Here is a 21,267-nt window from a genome sequence, read left to right as displayed (position 1 = left end):
CGTCGCGCAGGTCGATCGAGGGGATCTTGATCGTGACCGTGGTGCCGCTCTCTTCGTCGATCGCGAGATAGATATGGCTGCGGTGCGAGGCATGCAGCTCGCGCACGATGCGATAGCCGTCGAACAGCACCCGTGCATCGAGCAGCGGCGGCAACGGCAGCTCGGTGGGCTGGCCGAACACCTCGCTGGCATCGCCGTCGGGCAATTCGTCGATCCGGATGATCTGCGCGGTGAGATTGTCCGGGCTGCCGTTCTCATAGGCCTGTTCGACGATCGATTTCGCCGCAGCATCGAGGTCGGCAGCGCCGTCCCTGATCGTCTTCGCGAGCTGCCGCGCCGGAACGTGCTCGTAGACGCCGTCGGTCACCAGCAGGAAGGTGTCGCCGCGCTCGAGCGGAAGGTTCTGATAGTCGATCTCGAGCTGCGGGTTCACGCCGAGCGCGCGGCCGAGATAACTCTGCTGCGAGGAGATCACCACGCGATGATCGTTGGTCAGTTGCTCGAGGCTGCTGCCGGCGACACGGTAGATCCTGCTGTCGCCGACATGGAACAGATGCGCCGTGGTCGACCGGATCACCAGCGCGCTGAGCGTGCAGACGTAGCCCTTGTCCTTGTCGTAGGGATTCTGGCTGCGCCGCGTTTGCGCGTGCAGCCAGGAATTGGTCGCCTCCAGCACCCGCTGCGCCGAGGTCTTCACCGACCAGGATTCCGAGGTGCAGTAATAGTCGGTCAGGAAGCTCTTGACCGCGGACTCCGCGGCGACGCGGCTGACGCTGCTCGAGGAGATGCCGTCGGCGAGCACCACGGCGATGCCTTTCAAGCCGAGCAGCGGCTCGTCGGGGATCAGCACGCCGTGAAAATCCTGATTGGTGTCCTTGCGGCCCTGATCAGTGAATTGCCCGACCGATATGTTCAGCGCGCGCGGCATCGCCTCATGCAGGCCCCTGCGGGTCTCTCCATGACAGGAGAGACCCATAAGCCGGCCAGGATCAAGCCGCGAGGCGCTGGCGCTTCGGCGCCGTCTTCACATGCGTGGTGTAGAGCGTGAGCCCGGTGAAGGCGAGGCCGCCGGCGAGGTTGCCCAGCACGGTCGGAATCTCGTTCCAGATCAAATAGTCCATGATCGAGAACTTCGCATGCAGCATCAGTCCGGACGGGAACAGGAACATGTTCACCACCGAATGCTCGAACACCATGTAGAAGAACACCAGGATCGGCATCCACATCGCGATGACCTTGCCCGGCACCGTGGTCGAGATCATGGCGCCGACGACGCCGGTCGAGACCATCCAGTTGCAGAGCATGCCGCGGATGAACAGGGTCGCCATGCCCGCCGCGCCATGCGCTGCGTAGCCCAGCGTTCGCGCCTCACCGACATTTCCGATGGTCATGCCGACCTTGTCGGGCTCCTGCGTGAAGCCGAAGGTCGTCACGAACGCCATCATGAACGCCACCGTGAGTGCGCCGGCGAAATTGCCGACGAACACGAGGCCCCAGTTGCGCAGCACGCCGCCGAGCGTGACGCCGGCGCGCTTGTCGAGCAGCGCGAGTGGCGACAGCACGAATACGCCCGTCAGCAGGTCGAAGCCCAGCAGATAGAGCATCACGAAGCCGACCGGAAACAGCAATGCGCCGACCAGCGGCTGGCCGGTGTTGACGTTGATCGTCACGGCAAACCAGGCCGCCAGCGCCAGGATCGCACCGGCCATGTAGGCACGGATCACGGTGTCGCGCGTCGACATGAAGATCTTGGATTCGCCGGCGTCCACCATCTTGGTGACGAATTCGGACGGTGCGAGGTAGGCCATTCGTAAAGTCCCCTTGCGCAATTCGGCCGCGCCGGTTGCCTGCCGGAAGCGACGCGGGTTGATAGAAATGCTCGTCCGTTCGGGGAGATGGGGTGCAACGATTGCTCGAGACGCCCGGGCCGGGCGCCTTGATCCCCTCACCTCGGCCTTCGCTGGCTTCGGCAATCCGGAGGACGGCAGTCGTCATTGACCAATGCATTCAAAAGCAATGGATATGCCAACCGCCGACGGCGGCGGCTGGACAAAAAAATTGTTCGAATACAGATACTTAAATGGATGACCGATAGGCTAACCGGCGCGATGCCGCCGATTTATGCAGCCTGCACAGATGTCGCCCAAGGGATGCGCGCCTCTCCATCACCGTCATCCTGAGGAGCCGCGAAGCGGCGTCTCGAAGGATCGACGGCCACCAGCGGGGCCGATTCATCCTTCGAGGCTCGCTTCGCTCGCGCCTCAGGATGACGGCGATAGGGTCGATGCGCGCCGCTGCTTCACTTCACCTCGGTCCGCACCGGCGTGTTCTTCAGCCCGTTGGCATCATAGGCCTTGCGCAGCGTGCCGTTGGCGATTGCATCCGTCATGAACCTGGCGGCGAACGCTGCGGCCAGCGGATGGTCGAGCGGCACCGCGACCGCGGTGACGGTCTGCTTGAAGGTCTCGTCCAGCACGCGGGTGCCCGGAATTTTCCTGGCCATCGCGTTGAGCTGATCGCGCGACAACGCGAACGCATCGACCTCGCCGCTCTTCAACAGATTGAAGATCTCGTCATAGGTCTGATAGCCGGTGACCTTGGCGTGCTTGAGATGCGCGATCGCACCGCGCATCGTGGTGGTCGCGTTGACGGCCGCGACCTTGACGCCGTCCTGATCCAGCGCGGCAAAATTCGCAATCGTCGAGCCCGGCTTGACGATGTAGGTGGCATCGGCGACCTCGTAGTTCGGCCCGAACGTCATCCTGGTCTCGCGCTCGGGATCCCGGGGCAGGAAGGTGATATCCCAGGTGTTCCTGGCCGCCGCGTCGGTGATCTGGCCGGAATTCTGGTGCACGACGTATTCAACGGAAAACACCGAGCTGCGACGCCATCTCGCGGCCGAGATCGACGGGAACGCCGGCATAGCCGTTCTCGGTCCTGGTGCACCAGAACGCGCCGCCCGCCGGGCTGATCGCGATCGCGAGCCGGAGCTTTCCGGTCGGTGCGATCTGATCCTTCAAGGAATCGGCGTTGGCGGATGTGGCCATGACAATCACTCCCAGAACGAGGCCGGCCAGACGCAGCAGTCGCGACAACATCGGACGTCCTCCACACCGGGTCTTGCGCCCGACCGGCGCGCAACAAACCGCACGAGGCCGCTTTGCGCAAGCGGCGGTTCGCGCAAGGGAGCTATCCGTATCGGCCTATTTGACGCGGATGGTGATTTTTTCGGAGACCACCGGCGGGTTGAATGGATAATGCTTGGCGTCGCCCAGCACCAACTGCAAGGTATGCTTGCCGGGCGCCAGATCGAGCTGCGTCTCGGTCTGGCCCGCACCGAAGTGCTGGTGAGACTTGTCCGACGGGATCGGCTCATTCGGATTCAACGGCTCATCCACATCGATCAGAAGATGGTGATGGCCACTGTTCGGATATTCGTCGCCGGCATGGGTGACGCCCATGTTGCGCAGCCCGAAGCGGCACGTGAACGGGCCTTTGAGCTTGGTTCCGTTGTGCGGCCAGATGAAATACAGCTTGGTGTCTTTCCCCGCCGGCTTGTTTTGCGCGTTGGCCGGACCAGCGAGCAATGTCAGTGCTGCAGCGAGCATGATCAAGCCTGCACGTTTCATAGCTCCTCCAAACCCGGCAATTGCAGATAATCTCTCAGGGCGACAGCGCGACCCGGAAACCGTGGGTCGGGTAGCGAACATTGGTGCCGTAATTGTCGCGATTGGCCGGACGGACATAGCGCGCGTCGTTCTTCCAGGAGCCGGAACGAATGACATGGGAGCCGCAGTCGCCGCCGGGCCACACCGCACCGTCGGCCGGCGCGCCCTGGTAGTTCCGGTGCCAGCAATCCTCGACCCACTGATCGACGCTGCCGCCCATGTCGTACAGGCCAAATGGATTCGGCTTGAAGCTGCCGACCTTGACGGGCTGGTCGGTGGTAGCGTCGCCGCCGCAATCCTTACAGCCGGCGTGGCCCGATTGCATCTGGTCGCCCCACCAGTATTTCGACTGCGTTCCGCCCCGCGCCGCGTATTCCCATTCGACCTCGCTCGGAAGCCGGTAGGCCTTCTTCGTCCCCTCGGCGAGCCAGGCCACATATTGTTTCGCATCGCTCCAGCTCACATTGGTGACCGGAATGTCGTCCTTGCCACTGGCCGTGAAGCCGCAAGCCTTGGCCGCCGCGCAGGCATTCCATTCCCGCACGGTGACCGGATATTTGCCCATGGCGAACGGCTTGACCGTCACCCTGCGGATCGGCCGCTCCGAGGGATCGTCATTGCTTCCCATCGAGAAGCTGCCGCCCTGGAGCGAGACCATTTCAGGCTCCGGCACCGACGCGGCCGGAGTTGCAGAGGGCGCGGCTTGAGGCGAGGCTTGCTGCGCCGGTGCGGCCCTCGGGACCGGACTCGCAGCCTGGCCTGGAGCCGGAGGCGGGCTCGGTGCCGGCTGCTGAACGGCCGGCGATACGGCCGGTGACGGAGGCGCCTGCGCCACGTCGATCGGCTTGCTGCGCGGTTGCGCCAGCAGGTACCACAGCACGCCGCCCGCGATGATCGCGATCGCCAGCCCAAGCAACGTGAGCAGGATGGACTCGCGGCGCCGGCGTGTCCTCTGGTACGCGGCAGCGTCCGGCAGCACGCGATAAACCCGGATAGGATCGGTGATGTTCTTCACCTTCTTGTCACCGAGCGATTCGTAGCCGCAGACCATCTTGTGCTTGATCTGCTCGTAGATGCCGCCGGAGATGAAGACGTCGCCCGGCGCTGCGATCCCCTCCAGTCGCGAAGCCACGTTGACGCCGTCGCCATAGATATCGTCGGGCTCGATGATGACGTCGCCGAGGTTGACCCCGATCCGGTACTCGATCCAGCGATCTCGCGCGACCGCCGCGTTGCGGCCGATCATGTTCTGCTGAATCACGATGCTGCACCGGACGGCCTCGACCGGACTGTCGAACATCGCGATAAAGCCGTCGCCGGTGGTCTTGACCAGCTTGCCATGGTGCTCGGCAATGGTCGGCTCGATCAGATCGCGCTCGGCCCGCTTGACGCGGGTATGCGTGCCCTCCTCATCGAGTTGCATCAGCCGGCTGTAGCCGGCGATATCTCCGACAACGATCGCCGCCAAGCGCCGCGGCATCGAAGTTCCGGGCGGCTGTGTATTGTCGGACTGTGACCGGCCTGACTTGAAGTCGCGAATTTCGCCCATGGCGCTCCGGCTGCTCCAAAATACGTGCAAGGAGGCGCAACCGACGCCTTCGTCCCCGAGGCCCGGCTAAAGCTATCACACCTGCAGGCTGGAACAAAGTTCGCGAAGCGTGACCAAGTCACGAACGCCGGCAGGCGCCGATCAGCGCACCCGCTCGCCGGTGCGCATTGCCTCAACGGCAAACGGATCAGGACGCCCGGTTCAGCCCCCCTTGCGTGGCCGGGGTGCGGATCTCGCGCGGCAGGATGATCGCGGCCGCGATCGCCAGCAGGCACAGCGCGGCAAAGGCGCGCAGCATCATGGAGAAGCCGCCCTGGTCATACAGCCAGGCCACCAGGCCGACGGAGGCGCCGGCCGCGGTGAAGCCGACGAAATAGCGCACCGCATAGGCGCGCGAGCGCCATTCCTCGGTGGTGTATTTTCCGACCATGGCATCGTTCACCGTGACTTGGCCGAACGCGCCCATCACGATGCCGATCGAGACCACGATCAGCGGCAGATTGGACAGGCTCGCCGCGAAATAGAGGAACGGCGCCAGCATGAACGACAGCGGCAGCGCCACCGTCTTCAGCGAATGTTTGTCGAGCAGCCTGCCGATCGTGTACTGCGTCATCGCGCCGAACACATAGACGCCTGCGGCGATCACGCCGAGCAGCGCCGGGCTCCTGGTCAGATCGGCGAGCCGCTCCGCGAACAGTTTCGGCAACGCCACCGTCACCGCGTTGAACGTGGTCGAGATCGCGATCACCACGATCACGAGCGACAGCACCACGCGCCACATGTCTTCCTTGGCGACCCGCGCTTGCGCCGCGGCCTGCCTTGCCCCCTTGCGGTCCTCATGCATCACCGTCATCGCAAAGGCGATACCGATCAGCACGGTGACCACGCCGGGCACGATGAAGGCCCAGCGCCAGCCGAGATATTGGCCGATCACGCCGGTGACCAGCGCCGAGGAGGCAACCCCGAGATTGCCCCAGACGCCGTTGATCCCCATCTGGGCGCCGAGCTTCTCGGCATAGGACACGATCATCGCGGTGCCGACCGGATGGTAGATCGAAGCGAAGATGCCGATCGCGAGCAGCGCGGCGCCGAGCTGCAGCGGCGTCTGCACGAAGCCGACCGAGATCATCGACAGGCCGATGCCGACGAAGAAGATCACCATCATGTGGCGGCGGCTCCAGCGGTCGCCGAGCCAGCCCGTGATCAACGAGCCGGCGCCGAAGGCGATGAAGCCCGGCGTCGCATAGGGCAGGAGCTCCGAATAGGCCATGCCGAGCGCCGGGCCCATGATGATGACGGCGGCGGCGAAAATCAGCATCGCATAATGATCGATGAAATGGCCGGCGTTGACGAAGGTGATCACCCGGCTGGGACTATTCATGGCACGTCTCTCACGCGATTCTTCCATTGCTCGAAAATAGGTTATAGGTGCTTGTCCTGACGGGATGTCGCCAATGACTATCGCTGAGCCGCCAATAAGAGCCCTCCACCAGGACCGGCGCGTCACCGGCGACGGCGTCCACATGGTCGCGCGCAACTACCCGAAGGGCATCCGCCTCGACCCGCACATGCATCGCGAGGCGCAGCTGGTCTATGCCGCCAGCGGCACCATGCAGGTGACGACACCGAAGGGCCGCTGGCTTGTGCCGCCGGATCGCGCGGTGTGGGTCCCTGCCCTGCTTCCGCACGCGATCGACGTGCTCGCCGACATCGAGATGCGCACGCTGTATTTCGACCAGGCCTGGCTCGCGCGCGAACAACGCAGCGGCAGCCTCGACCATGAATTCGTGGTGCGGGTGTCGCCGCTGGTGCATCAAGCGATCCTAGCGCTGTTCGACGCCTCATGCGGACGCGAGCGCACCGACCTGCTGATCAGGCTCGTGATGCTGGAGCTGCACCAGGCCGAGGATTCCGCGACCTTCATCCCGCTGCCGCAGGAACCGCGCTGCCGCCGCGCCGCCGACATCGTGCTGGCCGATCCGACCAGGGACCACGAGATCGATGCACTGGCGCGCATGGTCGGCACCTCGGCGCGGACACTGTCACGCCTGTTCTCGGCTGAGACACAACTCTCCTTCAAGAGCTGGTGCCAGCGCGCCCGGATCGCAGCGGCGATCGAGCGCCTGTCGACCGGCGCGAACGTCTCGGTCAAGCAGGTCGCCTCCGACCTCGGTTATGCCAGCGTGCCGGCATTTTCCCACGCGTTCCGCCAGGTTACCGGCAAGACACCGACCGCCTTCGCGGAGAAAACGTGCGAAAAAACGTGAAAGCGATTTGTCACCGGGCGCAGTGAGGACAAATTATACCGCTGTCGCGCTGCGACATATTTCCGTACGATCCATGCGCTTGATTGCAGTCCTCCCGACCTTAAATCCCGTGTAAGGTCCGGCTTCACTGGATACGACCTGCTGGATACGACCCACACATGGCCAACGCCTTCTTCTCCGACTTGCTCTCGACGATTTCCGAACGCGGCCGCGTCCTGCTCGGCCGCGCCAGCCCGGCCGACGACAAGCAGGATGCGTCCGAACTTCTGGAATTGTGCGAGGCGCTGCTGTCCGGCCGCGGCGAGGCCTCCGGCACCGCGATGGCGCGCGAAGTGCTCGACCGCTACCACCACCTCGATGCCGCCGGACGGCTGTCGTTCTTCCAGACGCTGGCGCGCGATTTCGGACCCGATCACGCCCGGCTGGCGCAGGCGATCGACGCCTGGCGCGCCAAAGCCAATGGCGAGGACGCGAGCGACCTGCATTTCGCCTCCGAGCCGCGCCGCCAGGAATTGATCCGCCGGCTCAACCGCGCGCCGGGCGGCACCGGCGAGCTGGTGTCGATCCGCTCGGATCTGCTTTCATTGATGAAGGGCAACAAGGACCTCGCCGCGCTCGATCGCGACGTGGTGCATCTGCTCTCGTCCTGGTTCAACAGGGGATTCCTCGTGCTGCGCAGGATAGACTGGTCGTCTCCGGCCAATATTCTGGAGAAGATCATCCGCTATGAGGCTGTGCACGAGATCCGCGATTGGGATGACCTGCGCCGCCGCATCGATCCGATCGATCGCCGCTGCTACGCATTCTTCCATCCGGCGCTGGCCGACGAGCCGCTGATCTTCGTCGAGGTCGCGCTGACCGAAACCATTCCGGGCGCGATCGCACCGCTGCTTGCCGAAGAGCGCGAGCCGGTTCCGGTCGAGAAGGCCCGCACCGCGGTGTTCTATTCGATTTCCAACACCCAGCGCGGCCTCGGCGGCATCTCGTTCGGCAGCTTCCTGATCAAGCAGGTGGTCGAGGAGTTGCGCCGCGAATTGCCCAAGCTCGACAATTTCGTGACGCTGTCGCCGGTGCCGGGCTTCATGCAGTGGGTCAAGCAGGCCGATGACGTGCCGCTCACCGATGAGGACCGCCAGCTGCTGGAAAGCCTCGGCAAGCCGGACTGGTTCGAGAACGCCGAGCTCGCCACGCAGCTGCGCGCCGTGCTGGAGCCGCTCGCCGCCTATTATTTCCTGAAGGCCCGCACGCCGAAGGGCCGGCTGATCGATTCGGTCGCGCGCTTCCATCTCGGCAATGGCGCGCGGCTGGAGCGGATCAACTGGCTCGGCGACCTCTCGCCCAAGGGCCTGCGCGAATCCGCAGGCGTCATGGTCAACTACCTCTACCGCCTCGACGACATCGAGAAGAACCACGAGGCCTACGCCAACAACGGCGAGGTGATCGCCTCGAGCGCGGTGAAGAAGCTCTTGAAGGGCGAAGGCCGGCGGCTGCTGGACATGCGGTTGTCGTAAGCCGCCGCCGCATTACGCGGTCGCGGATCGCGGCCGCAACCCCGCCGGCAGATGCGTGTCGAGCCAGGCCGCGATCGCGCCCTCGTTGCGATGGTAGAGCAGGCCTGCGGCGATCACGGCAATTCCGATCAGCGACAGCGAGAACGGAAACCACAGCGAGTCCTTGAACACTACGTCGGCGAGATGGCCGAGATAGAGGCAGATGCCGAACGCGCCGAACACTGCATAGGCGCGCCGCATCAGGATCACGGCGACGACGATCAGGCCGACATTGAGCAGGCAGTAGATCGCCTTGCTCAATTCGGTCGAGCCTTCGGAGGCGCTGATGCCGCCCCAGAATGCCATCAGGCCGAACAGATGCAGCCAGAACGCAAAGTCGCCGTTGCGGCTGCGATAATCCACGATCCACGCCACCGCGAGGACGGCCAATCCGAACCACACCGACACCCGGCGCCGCATCTCGAAATCGGCATAGGCCGTGCCGCTGAACCATGGCGCCAGATCCATCGACATGAACCACAACGCGACCGAGATGATCGCGACGATGAAGGCGAAGCGGTAGTAGCGCAGCGCAACGACGCCGGCGGCAATTGTTGCGATCTCCATGAAGATCCAGCTGCCCTTCACCCAGACATAGAAATCCTGCACGGTTCCGGGCTTGCCGAACTTGCCCCACCAGCCGAGTTCGTCCTGGATGCCATAGACCGCGAGCGGCGCCATCGAGACCGCGATCGCGATCAGCAGGCCGCCGGGAACCCGCAAATTCTTGCCGAACCAGAGGTGATGACCTGCCACGGCGAACGCAGTGGCGTAGGCGATCGCGCAGGCCGTGAGCGCCCGACCGCCCATCTGGGTGAAGGCCAGGGTCGAGAACAGGCCCATGGCGCCGATCACGATCAGCGCGCCGGCATACCAGAGCACGTGTGCGGCATCGAACCTGGCTGGCCGGCTTGCGCCATCGGCCGTGCCTTGCCCGGCAGTGCTGGCGAGGAAGGCGAGCAGCCGCTCCAGATCAGCCGCGCTGATCACCCCGGCATCTGCGGCTTCCCGGAGATTCTTTGCTGAATATGGCATGCGGCGATCCTCATGACCGGTTCCAGGCGCCTTCCGGGGATCCGAACAGCACGCCCTCCCGAATGAGTATAGCGTAACGTGAGCAACGTTCAATTATTTCTTGAGCGTCGCTCACATAATTTCGTGAGCGAACTCAACCCTACCCGCGGCCGCCGATCGGCATCGGCCGGGCTGGATCAGTCGGCCAGCGCCTTCATTTCCGCATAGAGGTCGGACTTGCCCTCGAAGCCGATGCCCGGCAGCTCCGGCATCACGATGTGGCCATCCTCGACGCGCACGCCGTCCGGGAAGCCGCCATAGGGCTGGAACAAATCAGGGTAGCTCTCATTGCCGCCGAGGCCGAGGCCGGCCGCGATGTTGAGCGACATCTGGTGGCCGCCATGCGGGATGCAGCGGCTCGGCGACCAGCCGTGGGTCTTCAGCACCTCGAGCGTGCGCTGATACTCGCAGAGCCCGTAGGATAGCGCGCAATCGAATTGCAGCCAGTCGCGATCGGGCCGCATGCCGCCGTAGCGGATTAAATTGCGCGCATCCTGGTGGCTGAACAGGTTCTCGCCGGTCGCCATCGGACCGGGATAGAATTCGGCCAGGGCGGCCTGCAATGCATAATCGAGCGGATCGCCGGCTTCCTCGTACCAGAACAGCGGATACTCCCGCAGCATCTTGGCATAGGCGATCGCGGTCTCCAGATCGAAGCGGCCGTTGGCGTCGACCGCAAGCTGCGCAGTGCTGCCGATCTCCTTCAGCACCGCCTCGATGCGCTCGCGGTCCTCGGCGAGCGGCGCACCGCCGATCTTCATCTTCACGACGTTGTAGCCGCGGTCGAGATAGCCGCGCATCTCCTTGCGCAGCGCGCCGAGGTCCTTGCCCGGATAGTAATAGCCGCCGGCGGCATAGACGAAGACGCGCGGATTGGCGGTCAGGCCATGACGCTCGGCGAGCAATCGGAACAGCGGCTTGCCCGCGATCTTTGCGACCGCGTCCCACACCGCCATGTCGATGGTGCCGACCGCGACCGAGCGCTCGCCATGGCCGCCCGGCTTCTCGTTCGACATCAGCGTCGACCAGACCTTGTCCGGATCGAGGTTGCCGCCATCAGCATCGAGCAGCGATGTCGGATCGGCTTCCAGGAGACGCGGCGCAAAGCGCTCGCGGATCAGACCGCCCTGCCCGTAGCGGCCGTTGGAATTGAAGCCATAGCCGACCACCCGCTTGCCGTCGCGCACCACATCGGTGACCACGGCGACCAGGCTCGTGGTCATCTTGGTGAAGTCGATATAGGCGTTGCGGATCGGCGAGGAGATCGGCTTCGTCACCTCGCGGACGTCGACGATGCGGACGGACATGTGCTTTGCTCTCGCGGTTGCGGTTTGCGGCTTCTCCGCCGTCATTGCGAGCGAAGCGAAGCAATCCAGCTCTCGACATCCGCGGATGCAATGGATTGCTTCGTCAGCGGAGTTTATCATCGGGCCCGCCGAAGGCGGGACCCGTTGGCTCCTCGCAATGACGCGGGGCGATACCGTCAGGACTTCGCCTTGTCCTTGAAATACGGCTCGACCGGCCCGTGCACCTTGATGGTCAGCGGATTGCCGTAACGGTCCTTGGCGTTACCAGCGGTGACCCGCACCCAGCCTTCGCTGATGCAGTACTCCTCGACGTTGGTCTTCTCGGCGCCCTTGAAGCGGATGCCGACATCGCGGGCAAGAATCTCCGCGTTGTAGTACGGACTGTTCGGATCGACCGAAAGGCGGTCGGGGAATTGGTCGTTGGTGGTGTCGTCGCTCATAGCAGCGCCTCGATGTCCTTCTTCAATCCTTCGGGCCGGGCCGTCGGCGCATGCCGCGCCACGACCTTGCCGGAGCGATCGACCAGGAACTTGGTGAAGTTCCATTTGATCGACGGCCCGAGCAGGCCCGACTTCTCACGTTTCAGGTATTCGTACAATGGATGCGCAGCACTGCCATTGACGTCGATCTTGGCGAACATCGGAAACGTCACGGCGTAGTTGGTCTCGCAGAACGTGGCGATCTGCTTCGCATCGCCCGGCTCCTGCGCACCGAACTGGTTGCAGGGAAAGCCGAGCACGGCAAAGCCGCGCGGCGAGAGACCGGCGTGCAGCTCCTGGAGGCCCTTGTATTGCGGCGTGAACCCGCAGGCGCTCGCCGTATTCACGATCAGCAGCACCTGCCCCTCGAACTGCCGCAGCGGCATGTCCTCACCGGCGAGCGACTTGGCGGTGAAATCGTAGACCGTCGCCATCGTTCCTCTCTTATTTGCGCATGATCTCCGCGCAAACGCGTTCCGCGTTTGTCGCGAGGGAAAACCGGTACCCACTTTTCCGGATCATGCGCTAGACCACCGGATCGATTGGAGAGGACGGCGTGCCGCCGGCCTCGATCGCCTCGCCTGCCGCAAGACAGAGATCCTCGCGGTAGCGACCCGCCACCAGCTGCACGCCGACCGGAATCCGTCCCACCAAGCCGGTGGAGACGACGAGCCCAGGAAGCCCCATGAAGGGGATCGCGATCTGCGGCAGCTGCGCGTGCCACACCCGCGCGAACGAGGCCTCGTCCTTGCGGTCGAGATGATCGGGGAACGGCAGCTCGCTGGAGACCGGCATCAGCAGCACCGGATATTTGTCGAGGAAGGCAAACCAGTCGCGCGTCAGCGTGGCGCGGCGGGTCAGCGCCTGCGACAGGGCGAACGGATGCACGCGGGCGCGAACGCCGCGCAGGCAGGCCAGCGCGCCGGGATCGCCCTCGCGCTCGGCGAAGGCGAGCTGGGCCTCGTAGCCGTCGCCGAGCCAGAGCCGGGTCTGGATCTCGGCCGCCTCGCGCAGCGACGGCGTGTCGTCGATCTCCTCGACGATCCAGCCAGCATCTCGCAGTCGCTTGCCGGCATCGGCCACCGCGGCGACCACTTCCGGCACCGGGTTGAGGCCGTCGGGATTGAGGCACATCGCAACGCGCTTCTCGCGCGGCGGTCCCTCGAGCGGCACCGGCGCGTACCAGGGATCGCGATAGTCAGGCGCCGACATCGCCGCGAGCGAGATGCGCAGATCGTTGACAGTCCGCGCCAGCGGCCCCGACACCGCGCTGATCTGCGGGCCGATCGGCCGCTCCGGCAATGCCGGGTTGAAGGCCGGGATACGGCCCATGCTCGGCCGCAGGCCGTGCACGCCGCAGGCATAGGCCGGATAGCGGACCGAGCCGGCGATATCGGTGCCGTGGGCGATGTGACCGATGCCGGCCGCGACCGCGGAGCCCGCGCCGCCCGACGAGCCGCCCGGGGTGATGCCGGGATCGCGCGGGTTCTTGGTGTCGCCGTGAATGAGGTTGGTGGTGAACCAGCGATAGGACACCGCCGGACAATTGGTGCGGCCGAGCAGCACCGCGCCGGCCTTGCGCAGATTGGCGACCACGGGGTTGTCGACCTTGGCGATCAGGTCGCGCTGCGCCTTCAGTCCGTTGGTGGTGGCGTAGCCCTCCTGGTCGACATTGACCTTGATCGTGATCGGCACGCCGGCGAGCGGCCCGACCGCCTCATTGCGCGCAATTGCCGCATCGATCTTCGCGGCCTGCGCCAGCACGTCGTCCGGCCGGTGATCGACCACCGCGTTGAGCTTCGGGTTGACCGCGTCGAGCCGGGCGAGCCCGGCCTCGGCCGCCTCCTTCGCCGAGACCTTCCTGGATTTAATGAGGGAGGCGAGCTCGGCCGCCGACAGACGCCAAATATCCTGCATGAGACACTCCGTATGACGCAGGCGTTTTAGCCCCACACGAAGGGCAAGGCCAGCGGCCCGCCGCCCGATGTTTCAGCGGACATGCGCGATGTAATAGGCAAGGTCGCCGATCTGCTCCTTGGCCACCGTCTGCATCACGTCGGCCATGGTGGCGTCGTAGCCGTGGCGGCTGTTGTCCTTGTATTCGGCCAGCGTCTTGGCGAGGTAGTCCTCGCGCTGGTTGGCGATCCGCGGGACGTTTTCCTTGCCGGAGAAATCGGTGTTGTGGCAGGTGTTGCAGCGGTTCTGCTGCGCCAGCGCCTGGCCACGCGCCATCCGCGCGGGATCGCCGGCATCCGTGGGCGGCGTGGGCTTCGGCAAAGTGGCGATGAAATCGGAGAAGGCGCGCAGATCGTCGTCGGTCATCGACTTCGCCATCTCGTTCATCGGGTCGAACACCCTGAGCTTCTCGCGAAACATGAACAGCTGGATCAGCGCATAGGGCGCCTGCTGGCCGCCGAGCGACGGCGTGTTCTCGGTTTCCGACGTACCATGCTCGCCATGGCAGGCAAAGCACGCCGCAGCGCGCTCCTGGATGGTCTCGGCATTTGCGGAAAATGCGATAGAGGCAAGTGCCAGGGTGGCGATGATCGTCTTGTGCATTGGCCGCTCCGGGCATTAGCCGTCATTGCGAGGAGCCAACGGGTCCCGCCATCGGCGGGCCCGATGATAAACTCCGCTGACGAAGCAATCCATCTCTCCGCAAGTGGCGGAATGGATTGCTTCGCTTCGCTCGCAATGACGATGACGACTTTCAATTACTGGTTTGCGACCTTCGGCTTGCCGTAGCTGACGCGATAGACCGCGCCGTTCCAGTCGTCGGAGACCAGCAAGGAGCCATCCTTCAGCAGCATCACGTCGACCGGGCGGCCGACATACTTGTTGTCCTCGAGGAAGCCGGTCATGAACGGCTCGACCGACTTCACGGTGCCGTCCTTGTTGAGCCTGACGACGACGACGTCACCGCCCTGCTTCTGCGACTTGTTCCAGGAGCCGTGACGCGCGACGAAGATCACGTTCTTGTAGGTCTTCGGGAACATGCTTCCGGTGTAGAAGCGCATGCCGAGCGAGGCAGTGTGCGGGCCCATCAGGCCGACCGGCGGCGTGTAGTCCTTGCAGTTCTTGCCCCAGCCGAGCTCCTGGTCGATGATGTTGCCCTGGTAGCAGAACGGCGCGCCGAAATCCTCGCCCGCCTTGGTGACGCGGTTGAGCTCGTCTTCCGGCACCGTCTCCGACAACCAGTCGCGGCCGTTGTCGGTGAAGTACATCTGCTTGGTCTCGGGATTCCAGTCGAAGCCGACCGAGTTGCGCACGCCGAGCGCATAGACCTCGGCGCCGGAGCCATCGAGATTCATGCGGCGGATCTGGCCGTGGTCGGCGTCATGCAGCACGTTGTTGCCGGGCTGGCCAACCGGGACATAGAGCTTGTTGTCGGGACCGATGGCGATGAACTTCCAGCCATGCGCCTCGTCCTTCGGCAGCTTGTCGTAGATGACGGTGGGCTTCGGCGGGTTGTCCAGATTGTCCTCGATCTTGTCGATCTTGGAGACCTTCGAGAGCTCGGCGATGTAGAGCGTGCCGTCCTTGAAGGCGACGCCGTTCGGGCGGTAGAGGCCGGAGGCGATCACCTTGACCGAGCGTTTGCCGTCCTTGTTGACGATTGCATAGACCTTGTCGACGAGCCGGCTGCCGACGAACACGGTGCCCTTGTCGCCGAGCGCCAGCGAACGCGCATTGGCCATCCCTGCGGCATAGACCTCGACATTGAAGCCGGCCGGCACCTTCAGCTTGGCGAGCGGCAGCTTGTCGGGCGCGGCCGGCAGCGGCGGCGGCGCCACCGGCGCGAGCTTGGCGGCGGCTTCATTGTCCGGACGGCCGATCATGGGCGAGCCCGGCGGCAGCGGCTGGGCGGCAGGCGCGGCACCAGCGGCAGGCGCGGCCGCCGGCTGTTGCGCCGCAGCAGCGAGCGTGAACGCCCCCAGCATGGCACCCGCGAGCAGCAGGCTGCGCGGTGCGAACGAGTGTTGTTTCATGATGATCTCCCCTAGGTAGAAGCCGTTGTTATTGCGCCATTGACGTCGACCGGCGCCATTCGGCTTTCCGTTCATAGTCTTGCGAATTTGTCCGGACAATTGCAATCGGAAACATGCTGACATCGGCCAACGCATGGTTGTGGCCGGGCGGCCCTGTCGGCCCGTGTCAGCCCGTGTCAGTGTAGCCCGTGTCAGTGCCTTGTCATCGAGCGGTCCGGGCGATCGAGAATCGCCTCCGTGAATGGAAACTCCAGCACGATTTCGCCCTCGTCGTCGGTCACCTCGATGACCGCGCTGAGCAACGCGCCATCGGCGCCCTCGGTCTTGAGCAGTTCGCGAATCATCGCCCGCGCCATTTCCCACGCACGATCCGGATCCCGCAGGATTTCGCCGTCGGGGTCGGAGATCAGCTCGTCGCCGATACGGGTATTGAAGAAGTAGCGTGGCATCGGCAGAACTCGGCTCGGTTAGTCGCTTCCCGTCACCGGGAAGCACAGGATCGTCATCAGGACCTTCGGAGGACCGCGGGGCCCCTGTCTCTTAGTCCAAGATCACCATTCACCGTGTGGCGAACAACAGCAAAAAGGTCTGATGGCACCGGGTTTTGACGGGAATTGCGCGCACAAATTTGTGACTGGCCGGAATTCACCCTTCGCAGTGCAGCATGTCCTTGAACAGGGCAGCTTGCGAAAAATTTAAGTGGCGAACTTTTCCAACCGCAGTAGTTTAAATGCAGGGCGGAAAGTTCGTCCGGTTGCAACAAGGAGAGCCAAATGGCCTGGAAAGCACCGAAGATCGTGGAAGTGTCGGTCGGCATGGAAATCAACATGTATATGTGCGCCACCCGCAAGTAAGCGGCAGCGCTCACTACACGTTTAGCGTTTTAGCGCAGGTGGACGTCCGGCGTGACGCGCTCCCGAGCAAGGGGGCGTGTTTCAGACCCGGGGTCCACCTCGTAGCGTTTTTGGGTCCGGGTTAAACTGCTCCAGGGGACGGATCATGCTTCGTGTCGTCGTCCTGGGTGCCGCAGCTGGTGGCGGCGTTCCGCAGTGGAACTGCGGGTGTGCCGTGTGCAGGACGGCGCGAAGCGACCATCCTGAATTGCAGAGCACGCAAGCCTCGATCGCCGTCAGCGGTGATGGCGCGCACTGGTTCCTGGTCAACGCGTCCCCCGATCTGCGCCAGCAAGTGACCGCCACGCCGCAGCTGCACCCGAAGCCCGGCGCCTTGCGCCACAGCCCGATCGCGGGCGTCATCCTCACTAATAGCGAGATCGATGCGGTCACCGGGCTGCTGTCGATGCGTGAGGGCTCGCCGTTCAATATCTACGCGCATGAGCGGGTGCTGGCGATCCTGCGCTCGAACAGCATCTTCAACGTGCTGAGCGAAAAGAACGTGGCGCGGCTGCCGATCGCGGTCGACCAGCCCTTCGAACCAGCCCTGCCCGACGGCTCGCCGTCCGGGCTCGAGGTGCTGCCGTTCGAGGTTCCCGGCAAGGGTGCCTGGTATCTCGAGGGCAAGGCGCACCCGGCGGGCGCCGACGGCGTCGGCGATACGCTCGGTCTGCGTATTGCGGACAAGCGCAGCGGCAAATACTTCTACTTCCTGGCCGCCTGCGCGCGGGTGACTGACGACCTGAAATCGCGGCTCAAGGGCGCCCCGCTGGTGTTCTTCGACGGCACGGTGTGGCGCGACGACGAGCTGATCGCGGCGGGCCTTGGCAACAAGACCGGCCAGGGCATGGGACATATCGCGATGTCGGGCGATCAGGGCGCGATCGCGAGCCTCGCCGGGCTCGACATCGGACGAAAAGTGTTTTTGCATATCAACAACTCCAACCCGGCGCTGCTTGGGACCTCGGCCGAACGCAAGGCGGCCGAACAGGCGGGCTGGCAGATTCCCTCCGACGGAACGGAGATCGTGCTGTGAATGTGGTGCCTACAAACGGAATGACCGCGCTCTCGATCGGCAAGGGCATCACGCTCGACAGTGCCGAGGAGATGGAGGCAACGCTGCGCACGATCGGTGCGACGCGCTATCACAGCCTGCACCCGTTCCACCGCCTGCTGCACGGCGGCAAGCTCAACAAGGGCCAGGTCCAGGCCTGGGCGCTGAACCGCTACTACTACCAGAGCACGATCCCGCTGAAGGACGCGATGGTGATCTCGCGCTTCCGCGACCGCAACACGCGGATCGAATGGCGCCACCGCATCGAGGATCATGACGGCGACCTCGGCAATGAAGGCGGCATCGAGCGCTGGCTGAAGCTGACCGAAGGCCTCGGCCTCGACACCGCCTATGTAGAATCCACCGAAGGCATTCTGCCGGCGACACGCTTCGCCGTGGAAGCCTATGTGCATTTCTGCCGCGACCGCACGCCGCTGGAGGCGATCGCCTCCTCGCTCACCGAATTGTTCGCGCCGAACCTGCACGAGGAGCGCATCTCGGGGATGCTGAAGCATTACGACTTCGTCAATCCCGACATCATGAGCTATTTCAGCCGCCGCCTGACCCAGGCGCCGCGCGACGCCGGCTTTGCGCTCGACTACGTCAAGCAGCATGCCAGGACGCCCGCCGAGCGCGAAGCGGTCTGCAACGCGCTGATCTTCAAGACCAACGTGCTGTGGGTGCAGCTCGACGCGCTCTATCACGCCTATGTCGACGGCCAGATTCCGCCCGGCGCCTTCGTGCCGAAGACGAGCTAGGAAACAGGGTCATGGCCAGCCGCAACATCAGCGTCAGCGAGACCAGCCGGCCGAAACTGCCGCGCCACACCAAGCTGAAATTCGACGAGACGCGGCAGGTCTGGGTGATCCTGGCACCGGAGCGCGTGCTGGCGCCCGATGAGATCGCGGTCGAGGTGCTGCAGCTCTGCGACGGCGTACGCAGCGTCGCCGCGATGGTGGACCAGCTCGCGGAAAAATACGCAGCGCCACGCGAGGCGATCGCGACCGACGTGGTGGCGATGTTGCAGGATCTGGCCGACAAGGGCTTTCTCACCGAAGCGCGCGAGAGCACAGCATGAGTGACACGCTCGCCGACAACAAGACCGCATCGCCGGGCCCGAACGCGGCCCCGAGTGACGGGCTCGCCGTGCTGGAGAGCCGCCGGTCGGCGGCCGAGACCTACGGCATCCCGCTCGCGGTGCTCCTCGAGGTCACCCACCGCTGCCCGCTGCAATGCCCGTATTGCTCCAACCCGGTCGAGCTCGACCGCGGCTCGACCGAGCTCAGCACCGAGGAATGGAAGAAGGTGCTGAGCGAGCTCGCCGAACTCGGCGTATTGCAGATCCATTTCTCCGGCGGCGAGCCGACCGCGCGCAAGGACATCGTCGAGCTGGTGCAGCACGCATCCGATGTCGGGCTCTATTCCAACCTGATCACCTCGGCGGTGCTGCTGACCAAAGACAAGCTGTCGGCGCTGGCCGATGCCGGCCTCAGCCATGTCCAGATCAGTTTTCAGGGCAATGAACCCAATGTCGCGGATCGGGTCGCAGGGCTGAAGGACGCGCACAAGAAGAAGCTCGAAGTCGCGAAATGGACCCGCGAGCTCGACATGCCGCTCACGGTGAACGCCGTGATGCACCGGCAGAACCTGCATCAGCTGTCCGACATCATCCAGATGGCGCTCGATCTCGACGCCGACCGGCTCGAAGTCGCCAACGTGCAGTATTACGGCTGGGCGCTGAAGAACCGTGCCGCCCTGATGCCGACCATCGAGCAGATCGAGGAGACCAGCCGGATCGTCGAGGAAGCGCAAGCGCGCCTGAAGGGCACGCTCGCGATCGACTATGTCGTGCCGGACTACTACGCGCTGCGGCCGAAGAAATGCATGGGCGGCTGGGGCCGCCAGTTCTTCAACATCTCGCCGGCCGGCAAGGTGCTGCCCTGCCATGCCGCCGAAAGCATCACCGGGCTCGAATTCGAGTCGGTGCGTTCGAACCATTCCATCGCCTGGATCTGGCAGAACTCGGAAGCCTTCAACCGCTATCGCGGCACCGGCTGGATGCCGGAGCCGTGCAAATCCTGCGAATTCCGCGAGGTCGATTACGGCGGCTGCCGCTGCCAGGCCTTCGCGCTGACCGGCGACGCCGGCAACGCCGATCCGGCCTGCGCGCTGTCGCCGCGGCACGAGGAAATCTTCAAGCAGGCCGAGCGGGAATCCGCCGGCACGCAGAACCGCTTCCTCTACCGCAACTTCGCCGGCGGCACGCTGGAGTCGAACGACCATCAGGACAAGCTCCAGGACAACCCCAATGGCGCCTGACGCCGACGCCGGCAAGGCCGCAAGGCGATCCGATCCGTTTGCGCCGCTGACGTCGGAATTGCTCGATGTCGGCGACGACCACAATCTGTATGTCGAGAGCGTCGGGCGCGAGGGCGGCATCCCCGCGGTCTATCTGCATGGCGGCCCAGGCAGCGGCTGCCAGCCCGACCACCGGCGGCTGTTCGATCCCGAGCGCTTCCACGCCGTGCTGTTCGACCAGCGCGGTTGCGGCCGTAGCCGGCCGAAGGGCAGCCGCGACCACAACACGACGCAGCATCTGATCGCCGACATGGAGAAGATCCGCGAACGCTTCGGCTTTGCGCGCTGGATGGTGGTCGGCGGCTCCTGGGGCGCGACGCTGGCGCTGGCCTATGCGCAGGCCCATCCCGAGCGGGTCAGTGGCCTCGTGCTGCGCGCGACGTTCCTCGGCACCAGCGAAGAGCTGGAAGACGTTTTCCTGCGCGCTCTGCCGCGCTTCTATCCCGGTCTCTCCGATGACTTCCTCAACTTCCTGCCCGAGAACGAGCGCGCGGCGCCGCTTGCGGCCTATTACCGCCGCATCCTCGATTCTGATGTGGCCGTGCATGCGCCGGCCGCGCGCGCCTGGCACGACACCGAGCGCACGCTGTCGGAACACACGCCGAAGCAGACGCGGCTCGATCTCAAGGCATCGGGCGCCCTGCCCGCGACGCCGTTTATGGAGGCGCACTACTTCGCCAACGATTGCTTCATGCGGCCGCACCAATTGATGGATGAGGCCGGCAAGCTCGCCGGCATTCCCGGCCTCCTGGTGCAGGGCCGCTACGATCTGCTGTGTCCGCCCGCGACATCGCACGCGCTCGCCGCGCGCTGGCCGGGCAGCGAAGTCCGCATCGTCGATGGCGCGGGCCACATCCTCTACGATCCCGGCATCCGCAACGCGGTGATGAAGGCGATCGCGGATCTGGCGGCGAAGAGCTAGATCGGGATGAAGTTAGATTGAATCGGTTCGGCCACGAACACGATTCACCTCTCCGCGCCAAGCCGATTTAATCAAAACTCATCCCGCCCTGGGTTTCAGCCGCCGGCCGGATCGCCGACTGCCGCTTACTGGTCCATACCGACGAAACCCGGCATTC

General features: G+C 64.6%; 21 protein-coding genes and 1 pseudogene. 8 read left to right on the top strand and 14 right to left on the bottom strand.

The window, feature by feature from the left end; all coding sequences use genetic code 11:
• From FNJ47_RS02175 to FNJ47_RS02150, 6 genes and pseudogenes are all read right to left on the bottom strand, one after another.
• Positions 1 to 928, bottom strand: a 928-nt coding sequence (locus tag FNJ47_RS02175) for a PP2C family protein-serine/threonine phosphatase (protein ID WP_163150134.1), incomplete at its 3' end; no start/stop codon positions are given.
• A 61-nt stretch (positions 929 to 989) separates the two neighbouring features.
• Positions 990 to 1,808 carry a formate/nitrite transporter family protein gene (locus FNJ47_RS02170; RefSeq protein ID WP_163150131.1) on the bottom strand — a complete coding sequence of 273 codons (819 nt, stop codon included), beginning with the start codon at positions 1,806 to 1,808 and terminating at the stop codon, positions 990 to 992.
• A gap of 491 nt (positions 1,809 to 2,299) precedes the next feature.
• A pseudogene (locus tag FNJ47_RS02165) lies at positions 2,300 to 3,047 on the bottom strand (transporter substrate-binding domain-containing protein).
• A gap of 156 nt (positions 3,048 to 3,203) precedes the next feature.
• A complete protein-coding gene (locus tag FNJ47_RS02160; protein WP_163150128.1) occupies positions 3,204 to 3,629 on the bottom strand; it encodes a DUF4399 domain-containing protein in 426 nt (141 codons plus the stop codon).
• Between the two features lie 34 nt (positions 3,630 to 3,663).
• Positions 3,664 to 5,217 carry an SUMF1/EgtB/PvdO family nonheme iron enzyme gene (locus FNJ47_RS02155; RefSeq protein ID WP_163150125.1) on the bottom strand — a complete coding sequence of 518 codons (1,554 nt, stop codon included), beginning with the start codon at positions 5,215 to 5,217 and terminating at the stop codon, positions 3,664 to 3,666.
• A 187-nt stretch (positions 5,218 to 5,404) separates the two neighbouring features.
• Positions 5,405 to 6,598, bottom strand: a complete 1,194-nt coding sequence (locus FNJ47_RS02150) for an MFS transporter (protein WP_163150110.1) — start codon at positions 6,596 to 6,598, stop codon at positions 5,405 to 5,407.
• A gap of 73 nt (positions 6,599 to 6,671) precedes the next feature.
• Here FNJ47_RS02150 and FNJ47_RS02145 point away from each other — a divergent pair, with 73 nt between their 5' ends.
• Positions 6,672 to 7,484 (top strand): AraC family transcriptional regulator, encoded by an 813-nt coding sequence (locus tag FNJ47_RS02145; protein ID WP_163150107.1) that lies wholly within the window; start codon positions 6,672 to 6,674, stop codon positions 7,482 to 7,484.
• A 158-nt stretch (positions 7,485 to 7,642) separates the two neighbouring features.
• Complete coding sequence (locus FNJ47_RS02140; RefSeq protein ID WP_163150104.1) at positions 7,643 to 8,995, top strand: malonyl-CoA decarboxylase; 1,353 nt, start codon at positions 7,643 to 7,645, stop codon at positions 8,993 to 8,995.
• 12 nt (positions 8,996 to 9,007) lie between these two features.
• On the opposite strand, the gene FNJ47_RS02135 is transcribed toward FNJ47_RS02140, so the two are convergent.
• The 8 genes from FNJ47_RS02135 to FNJ47_RS02100 form a co-directional block, all read right to left on the bottom strand.
• Positions 9,008 to 10,069, bottom strand: coding sequence for a hypothetical protein (locus tag FNJ47_RS02135; protein ID WP_163150101.1), 1,062 nt, complete (start codon positions 10,067 to 10,069; stop codon positions 9,008 to 9,010).
• 176 nt (positions 10,070 to 10,245) lie between these two features.
• Entirely contained in the window at positions 10,246 to 11,415 is a 1,170-nt protein-coding gene (locus FNJ47_RS02130) for a mandelate racemase/muconate lactonizing enzyme family protein (protein ID WP_163150098.1), read from the bottom strand.
• A gap of 176 nt (positions 11,416 to 11,591) precedes the next feature.
• Entirely contained in the window at positions 11,592 to 11,855 is a 264-nt protein-coding gene (locus tag FNJ47_RS02125; RefSeq protein WP_163150095.1) for a DUF3297 family protein, read from the bottom strand.
• The gene (locus FNJ47_RS02120) at positions 11,852 to 12,328 is read right to left on the bottom strand and encodes a glutathione peroxidase (RefSeq protein WP_163150092.1); all 477 of its coding nucleotides are present in this window, start codon (positions 12,326 to 12,328) and stop codon (positions 11,852 to 11,854) included. The genes FNJ47_RS02125 and FNJ47_RS02120 overlap by 4 nt, the downstream gene beginning before the upstream one ends.
• A 91-nt stretch (positions 12,329 to 12,419) precedes the next feature.
• The gene (locus FNJ47_RS02115; protein ID WP_163150089.1) at positions 12,420 to 13,811 is read right to left on the bottom strand and encodes an amidase family protein; all 1,392 of its coding nucleotides are present in this window, start codon (positions 13,809 to 13,811) and stop codon (positions 12,420 to 12,422) included.
• 72 nt (positions 13,812 to 13,883) lie between these two features.
• A complete protein-coding gene (locus tag FNJ47_RS02110; RefSeq protein ID WP_163150086.1) occupies positions 13,884 to 14,453 on the bottom strand; it encodes a c-type cytochrome in 570 nt (189 codons plus the stop codon).
• Positions 14,454 to 14,608: 155 nt separating this feature from the next.
• Complete coding sequence (locus FNJ47_RS02105; protein ID WP_175068339.1) at positions 14,609 to 15,883, bottom strand: PQQ-dependent sugar dehydrogenase; 1,275 nt, start codon at positions 15,881 to 15,883, stop codon at positions 14,609 to 14,611.
• 191 nt (positions 15,884 to 16,074) lie between these two features.
• On the bottom strand, positions 16,075 to 16,332 hold the full coding sequence (locus FNJ47_RS02100; protein ID WP_016839844.1) for a DUF6894 family protein: 258 nt from the start codon (positions 16,330 to 16,332) through the stop codon (positions 16,075 to 16,077).
• Between the two features lie 324 nt (positions 16,333 to 16,656).
• Here FNJ47_RS02100 and pqqA point away from each other — a divergent pair, with 324 nt between their 5' ends.
• The 6 genes from pqqA (at position 16,657) to pip (ending at position 21,110) form a co-directional block, all read left to right on the top strand.
• A complete protein-coding gene (gene pqqA, locus FNJ47_RS02095) occupies positions 16,657 to 16,737 on the top strand; it encodes a pyrroloquinoline quinone precursor peptide PqqA (protein ID WP_035635412.1) in 81 nt (26 codons plus the stop codon).
• A 145-nt stretch (positions 16,738 to 16,882) separates the two neighbouring features.
• Positions 16,883 to 17,812, top strand: coding sequence for a pyrroloquinoline quinone biosynthesis protein PqqB (gene pqqB / locus FNJ47_RS02090; RefSeq protein WP_163150083.1), 930 nt, complete (start codon positions 16,883 to 16,885; stop codon positions 17,810 to 17,812).
• Positions 17,813 to 17,832: 20 nt separating this feature from the next.
• Positions 17,833 to 18,588, top strand: coding sequence for a pyrroloquinoline-quinone synthase PqqC (pqqC, locus tag FNJ47_RS02085; RefSeq protein ID WP_163150143.1), 756 nt, complete (start codon positions 17,833 to 17,835; stop codon positions 18,586 to 18,588).
• An 11-nt stretch (positions 18,589 to 18,599) separates the two neighbouring features.
• Entirely contained in the window at positions 18,600 to 18,908 is a 309-nt protein-coding gene (pqqD, locus tag FNJ47_RS02080; RefSeq protein ID WP_163150080.1) for a pyrroloquinoline quinone biosynthesis peptide chaperone PqqD, read from the top strand.
• A complete protein-coding gene (gene pqqE / locus FNJ47_RS02075) occupies positions 18,905 to 20,149 on the top strand; it encodes a pyrroloquinoline quinone biosynthesis protein PqqE (protein WP_163150077.1) in 1,245 nt (414 codons plus the stop codon). The genes pqqD and pqqE overlap by 4 nt, the downstream gene beginning before the upstream one ends.
• Positions 20,139 to 21,110 carry a prolyl aminopeptidase gene (gene pip / locus FNJ47_RS02070; RefSeq protein ID WP_163150074.1) on the top strand — a complete coding sequence of 324 codons (972 nt, stop codon included), beginning with the start codon at positions 20,139 to 20,141 and terminating at the stop codon, positions 21,108 to 21,110. The genes pqqE and pip overlap by 11 nt, the downstream gene beginning before the upstream one ends.
• Positions 21,111 to 21,267 lie beyond the last annotated feature (157 nt).

The organism is Bradyrhizobium uaiense (assembly GCF_010811875.1).
Lineage (GTDB): Bacteria > Pseudomonadota > Alphaproteobacteria > Rhizobiales > Xanthobacteraceae > Bradyrhizobium > Bradyrhizobium uaiense.
This window is presented reverse-complemented; position numbering and strand designations above follow the sequence as displayed.

Bases quoted from the DNA above. Each gene is read 5' to 3' on its own strand.
- FNJ47_RS02170 (WP_163150131.1), bottom strand. From the start codon at position 1,808: ATGGCCTACCTCGCACCGTCCGAATTCGTCACCAAGATGGTGGACGCC.
- FNJ47_RS02160 (WP_163150128.1), bottom strand. From the start codon at position 3,629: ATGAAACGTGCAGGCTTGATCATGCTCGCTGCAGCACTGACATTGCTC.
- FNJ47_RS02155 (WP_163150125.1), bottom strand. From the start codon at position 5,217: ATGGGCGAAATTCGCGACTTCAAGTCAGGCCGGTCACAGTCCGACAAT.
- FNJ47_RS02150 (WP_163150110.1), bottom strand. From the start codon at position 6,598: ATGAATAGTCCCAGCCGGGTGATCACCTTCGTCAACGCCGGCCATTTC.
- FNJ47_RS02145 (WP_163150107.1), top strand. From the start codon at position 6,672: ATGACTATCGCTGAGCCGCCAATAAGAGCCCTCCACCAGGACCGGCGC.
- FNJ47_RS02140 (WP_163150104.1), top strand. From the start codon at position 7,643: ATGGCCAACGCCTTCTTCTCCGACTTGCTCTCGACGATTTCCGAACGC.
- FNJ47_RS02135 (WP_163150101.1), bottom strand. From the start codon at position 10,069: ATGCCATATTCAGCAAAGAATCTCCGGGAAGCCGCAGATGCCGGGGTG.
- FNJ47_RS02130 (WP_163150098.1), bottom strand. From the start codon at position 11,415: ATGTCCGTCCGCATCGTCGACGTCCGCGAGGTGACGAAGCCGATCTCC.
- FNJ47_RS02125 (WP_163150095.1), bottom strand. From the start codon at position 11,855: ATGAGCGACGACACCACCAACGACCAATTCCCCGACCGCCTTTCGGTC.
- FNJ47_RS02120 (WP_163150092.1), bottom strand. From the start codon at position 12,328: ATGGCGACGGTCTACGATTTCACCGCCAAGTCGCTCGCCGGTGAGGAC.
- FNJ47_RS02115 (WP_163150089.1), bottom strand. From the start codon at position 13,811: ATGCAGGATATTTGGCGTCTGTCGGCGGCCGAGCTCGCCTCCCTCATT.
- FNJ47_RS02110 (WP_163150086.1), bottom strand. From the start codon at position 14,453: ATGCACAAGACGATCATCGCCACCCTGGCACTTGCCTCTATCGCATTT.
- FNJ47_RS02105 (WP_175068339.1), bottom strand. From the start codon at position 15,883: ATGAAACAACACTCGTTCGCACCGCGCAGCCTGCTGCTCGCGGGTGCC.
- FNJ47_RS02100 (WP_016839844.1), bottom strand. From the start codon at position 16,332: ATGCCACGCTACTTCTTCAATACCCGTATCGGCGACGAGCTGATCTCC.
- pqqA (WP_035635412.1), top strand. From the start codon at position 16,657: ATGGCCTGGAAAGCACCGAAGATCGTGGAAGTGTCGGTCGGCATGGAA.
- pqqB (WP_163150083.1), top strand. From the start codon at position 16,883: ATGCTTCGTGTCGTCGTCCTGGGTGCCGCAGCTGGTGGCGGCGTTCCG.
- pqqC (WP_163150143.1), top strand. From the start codon at position 17,833: ATGACCGCGCTCTCGATCGGCAAGGGCATCACGCTCGACAGTGCCGAG.
- pqqD (WP_163150080.1), top strand. From the start codon at position 18,600: ATGGCCAGCCGCAACATCAGCGTCAGCGAGACCAGCCGGCCGAAACTG.
- pqqE (WP_163150077.1), top strand. From the start codon at position 18,905: ATGAGTGACACGCTCGCCGACAACAAGACCGCATCGCCGGGCCCGAAC.
- pip (WP_163150074.1), top strand. From the start codon at position 20,139: ATGGCGCCTGACGCCGACGCCGGCAAGGCCGCAAGGCGATCCGATCCG.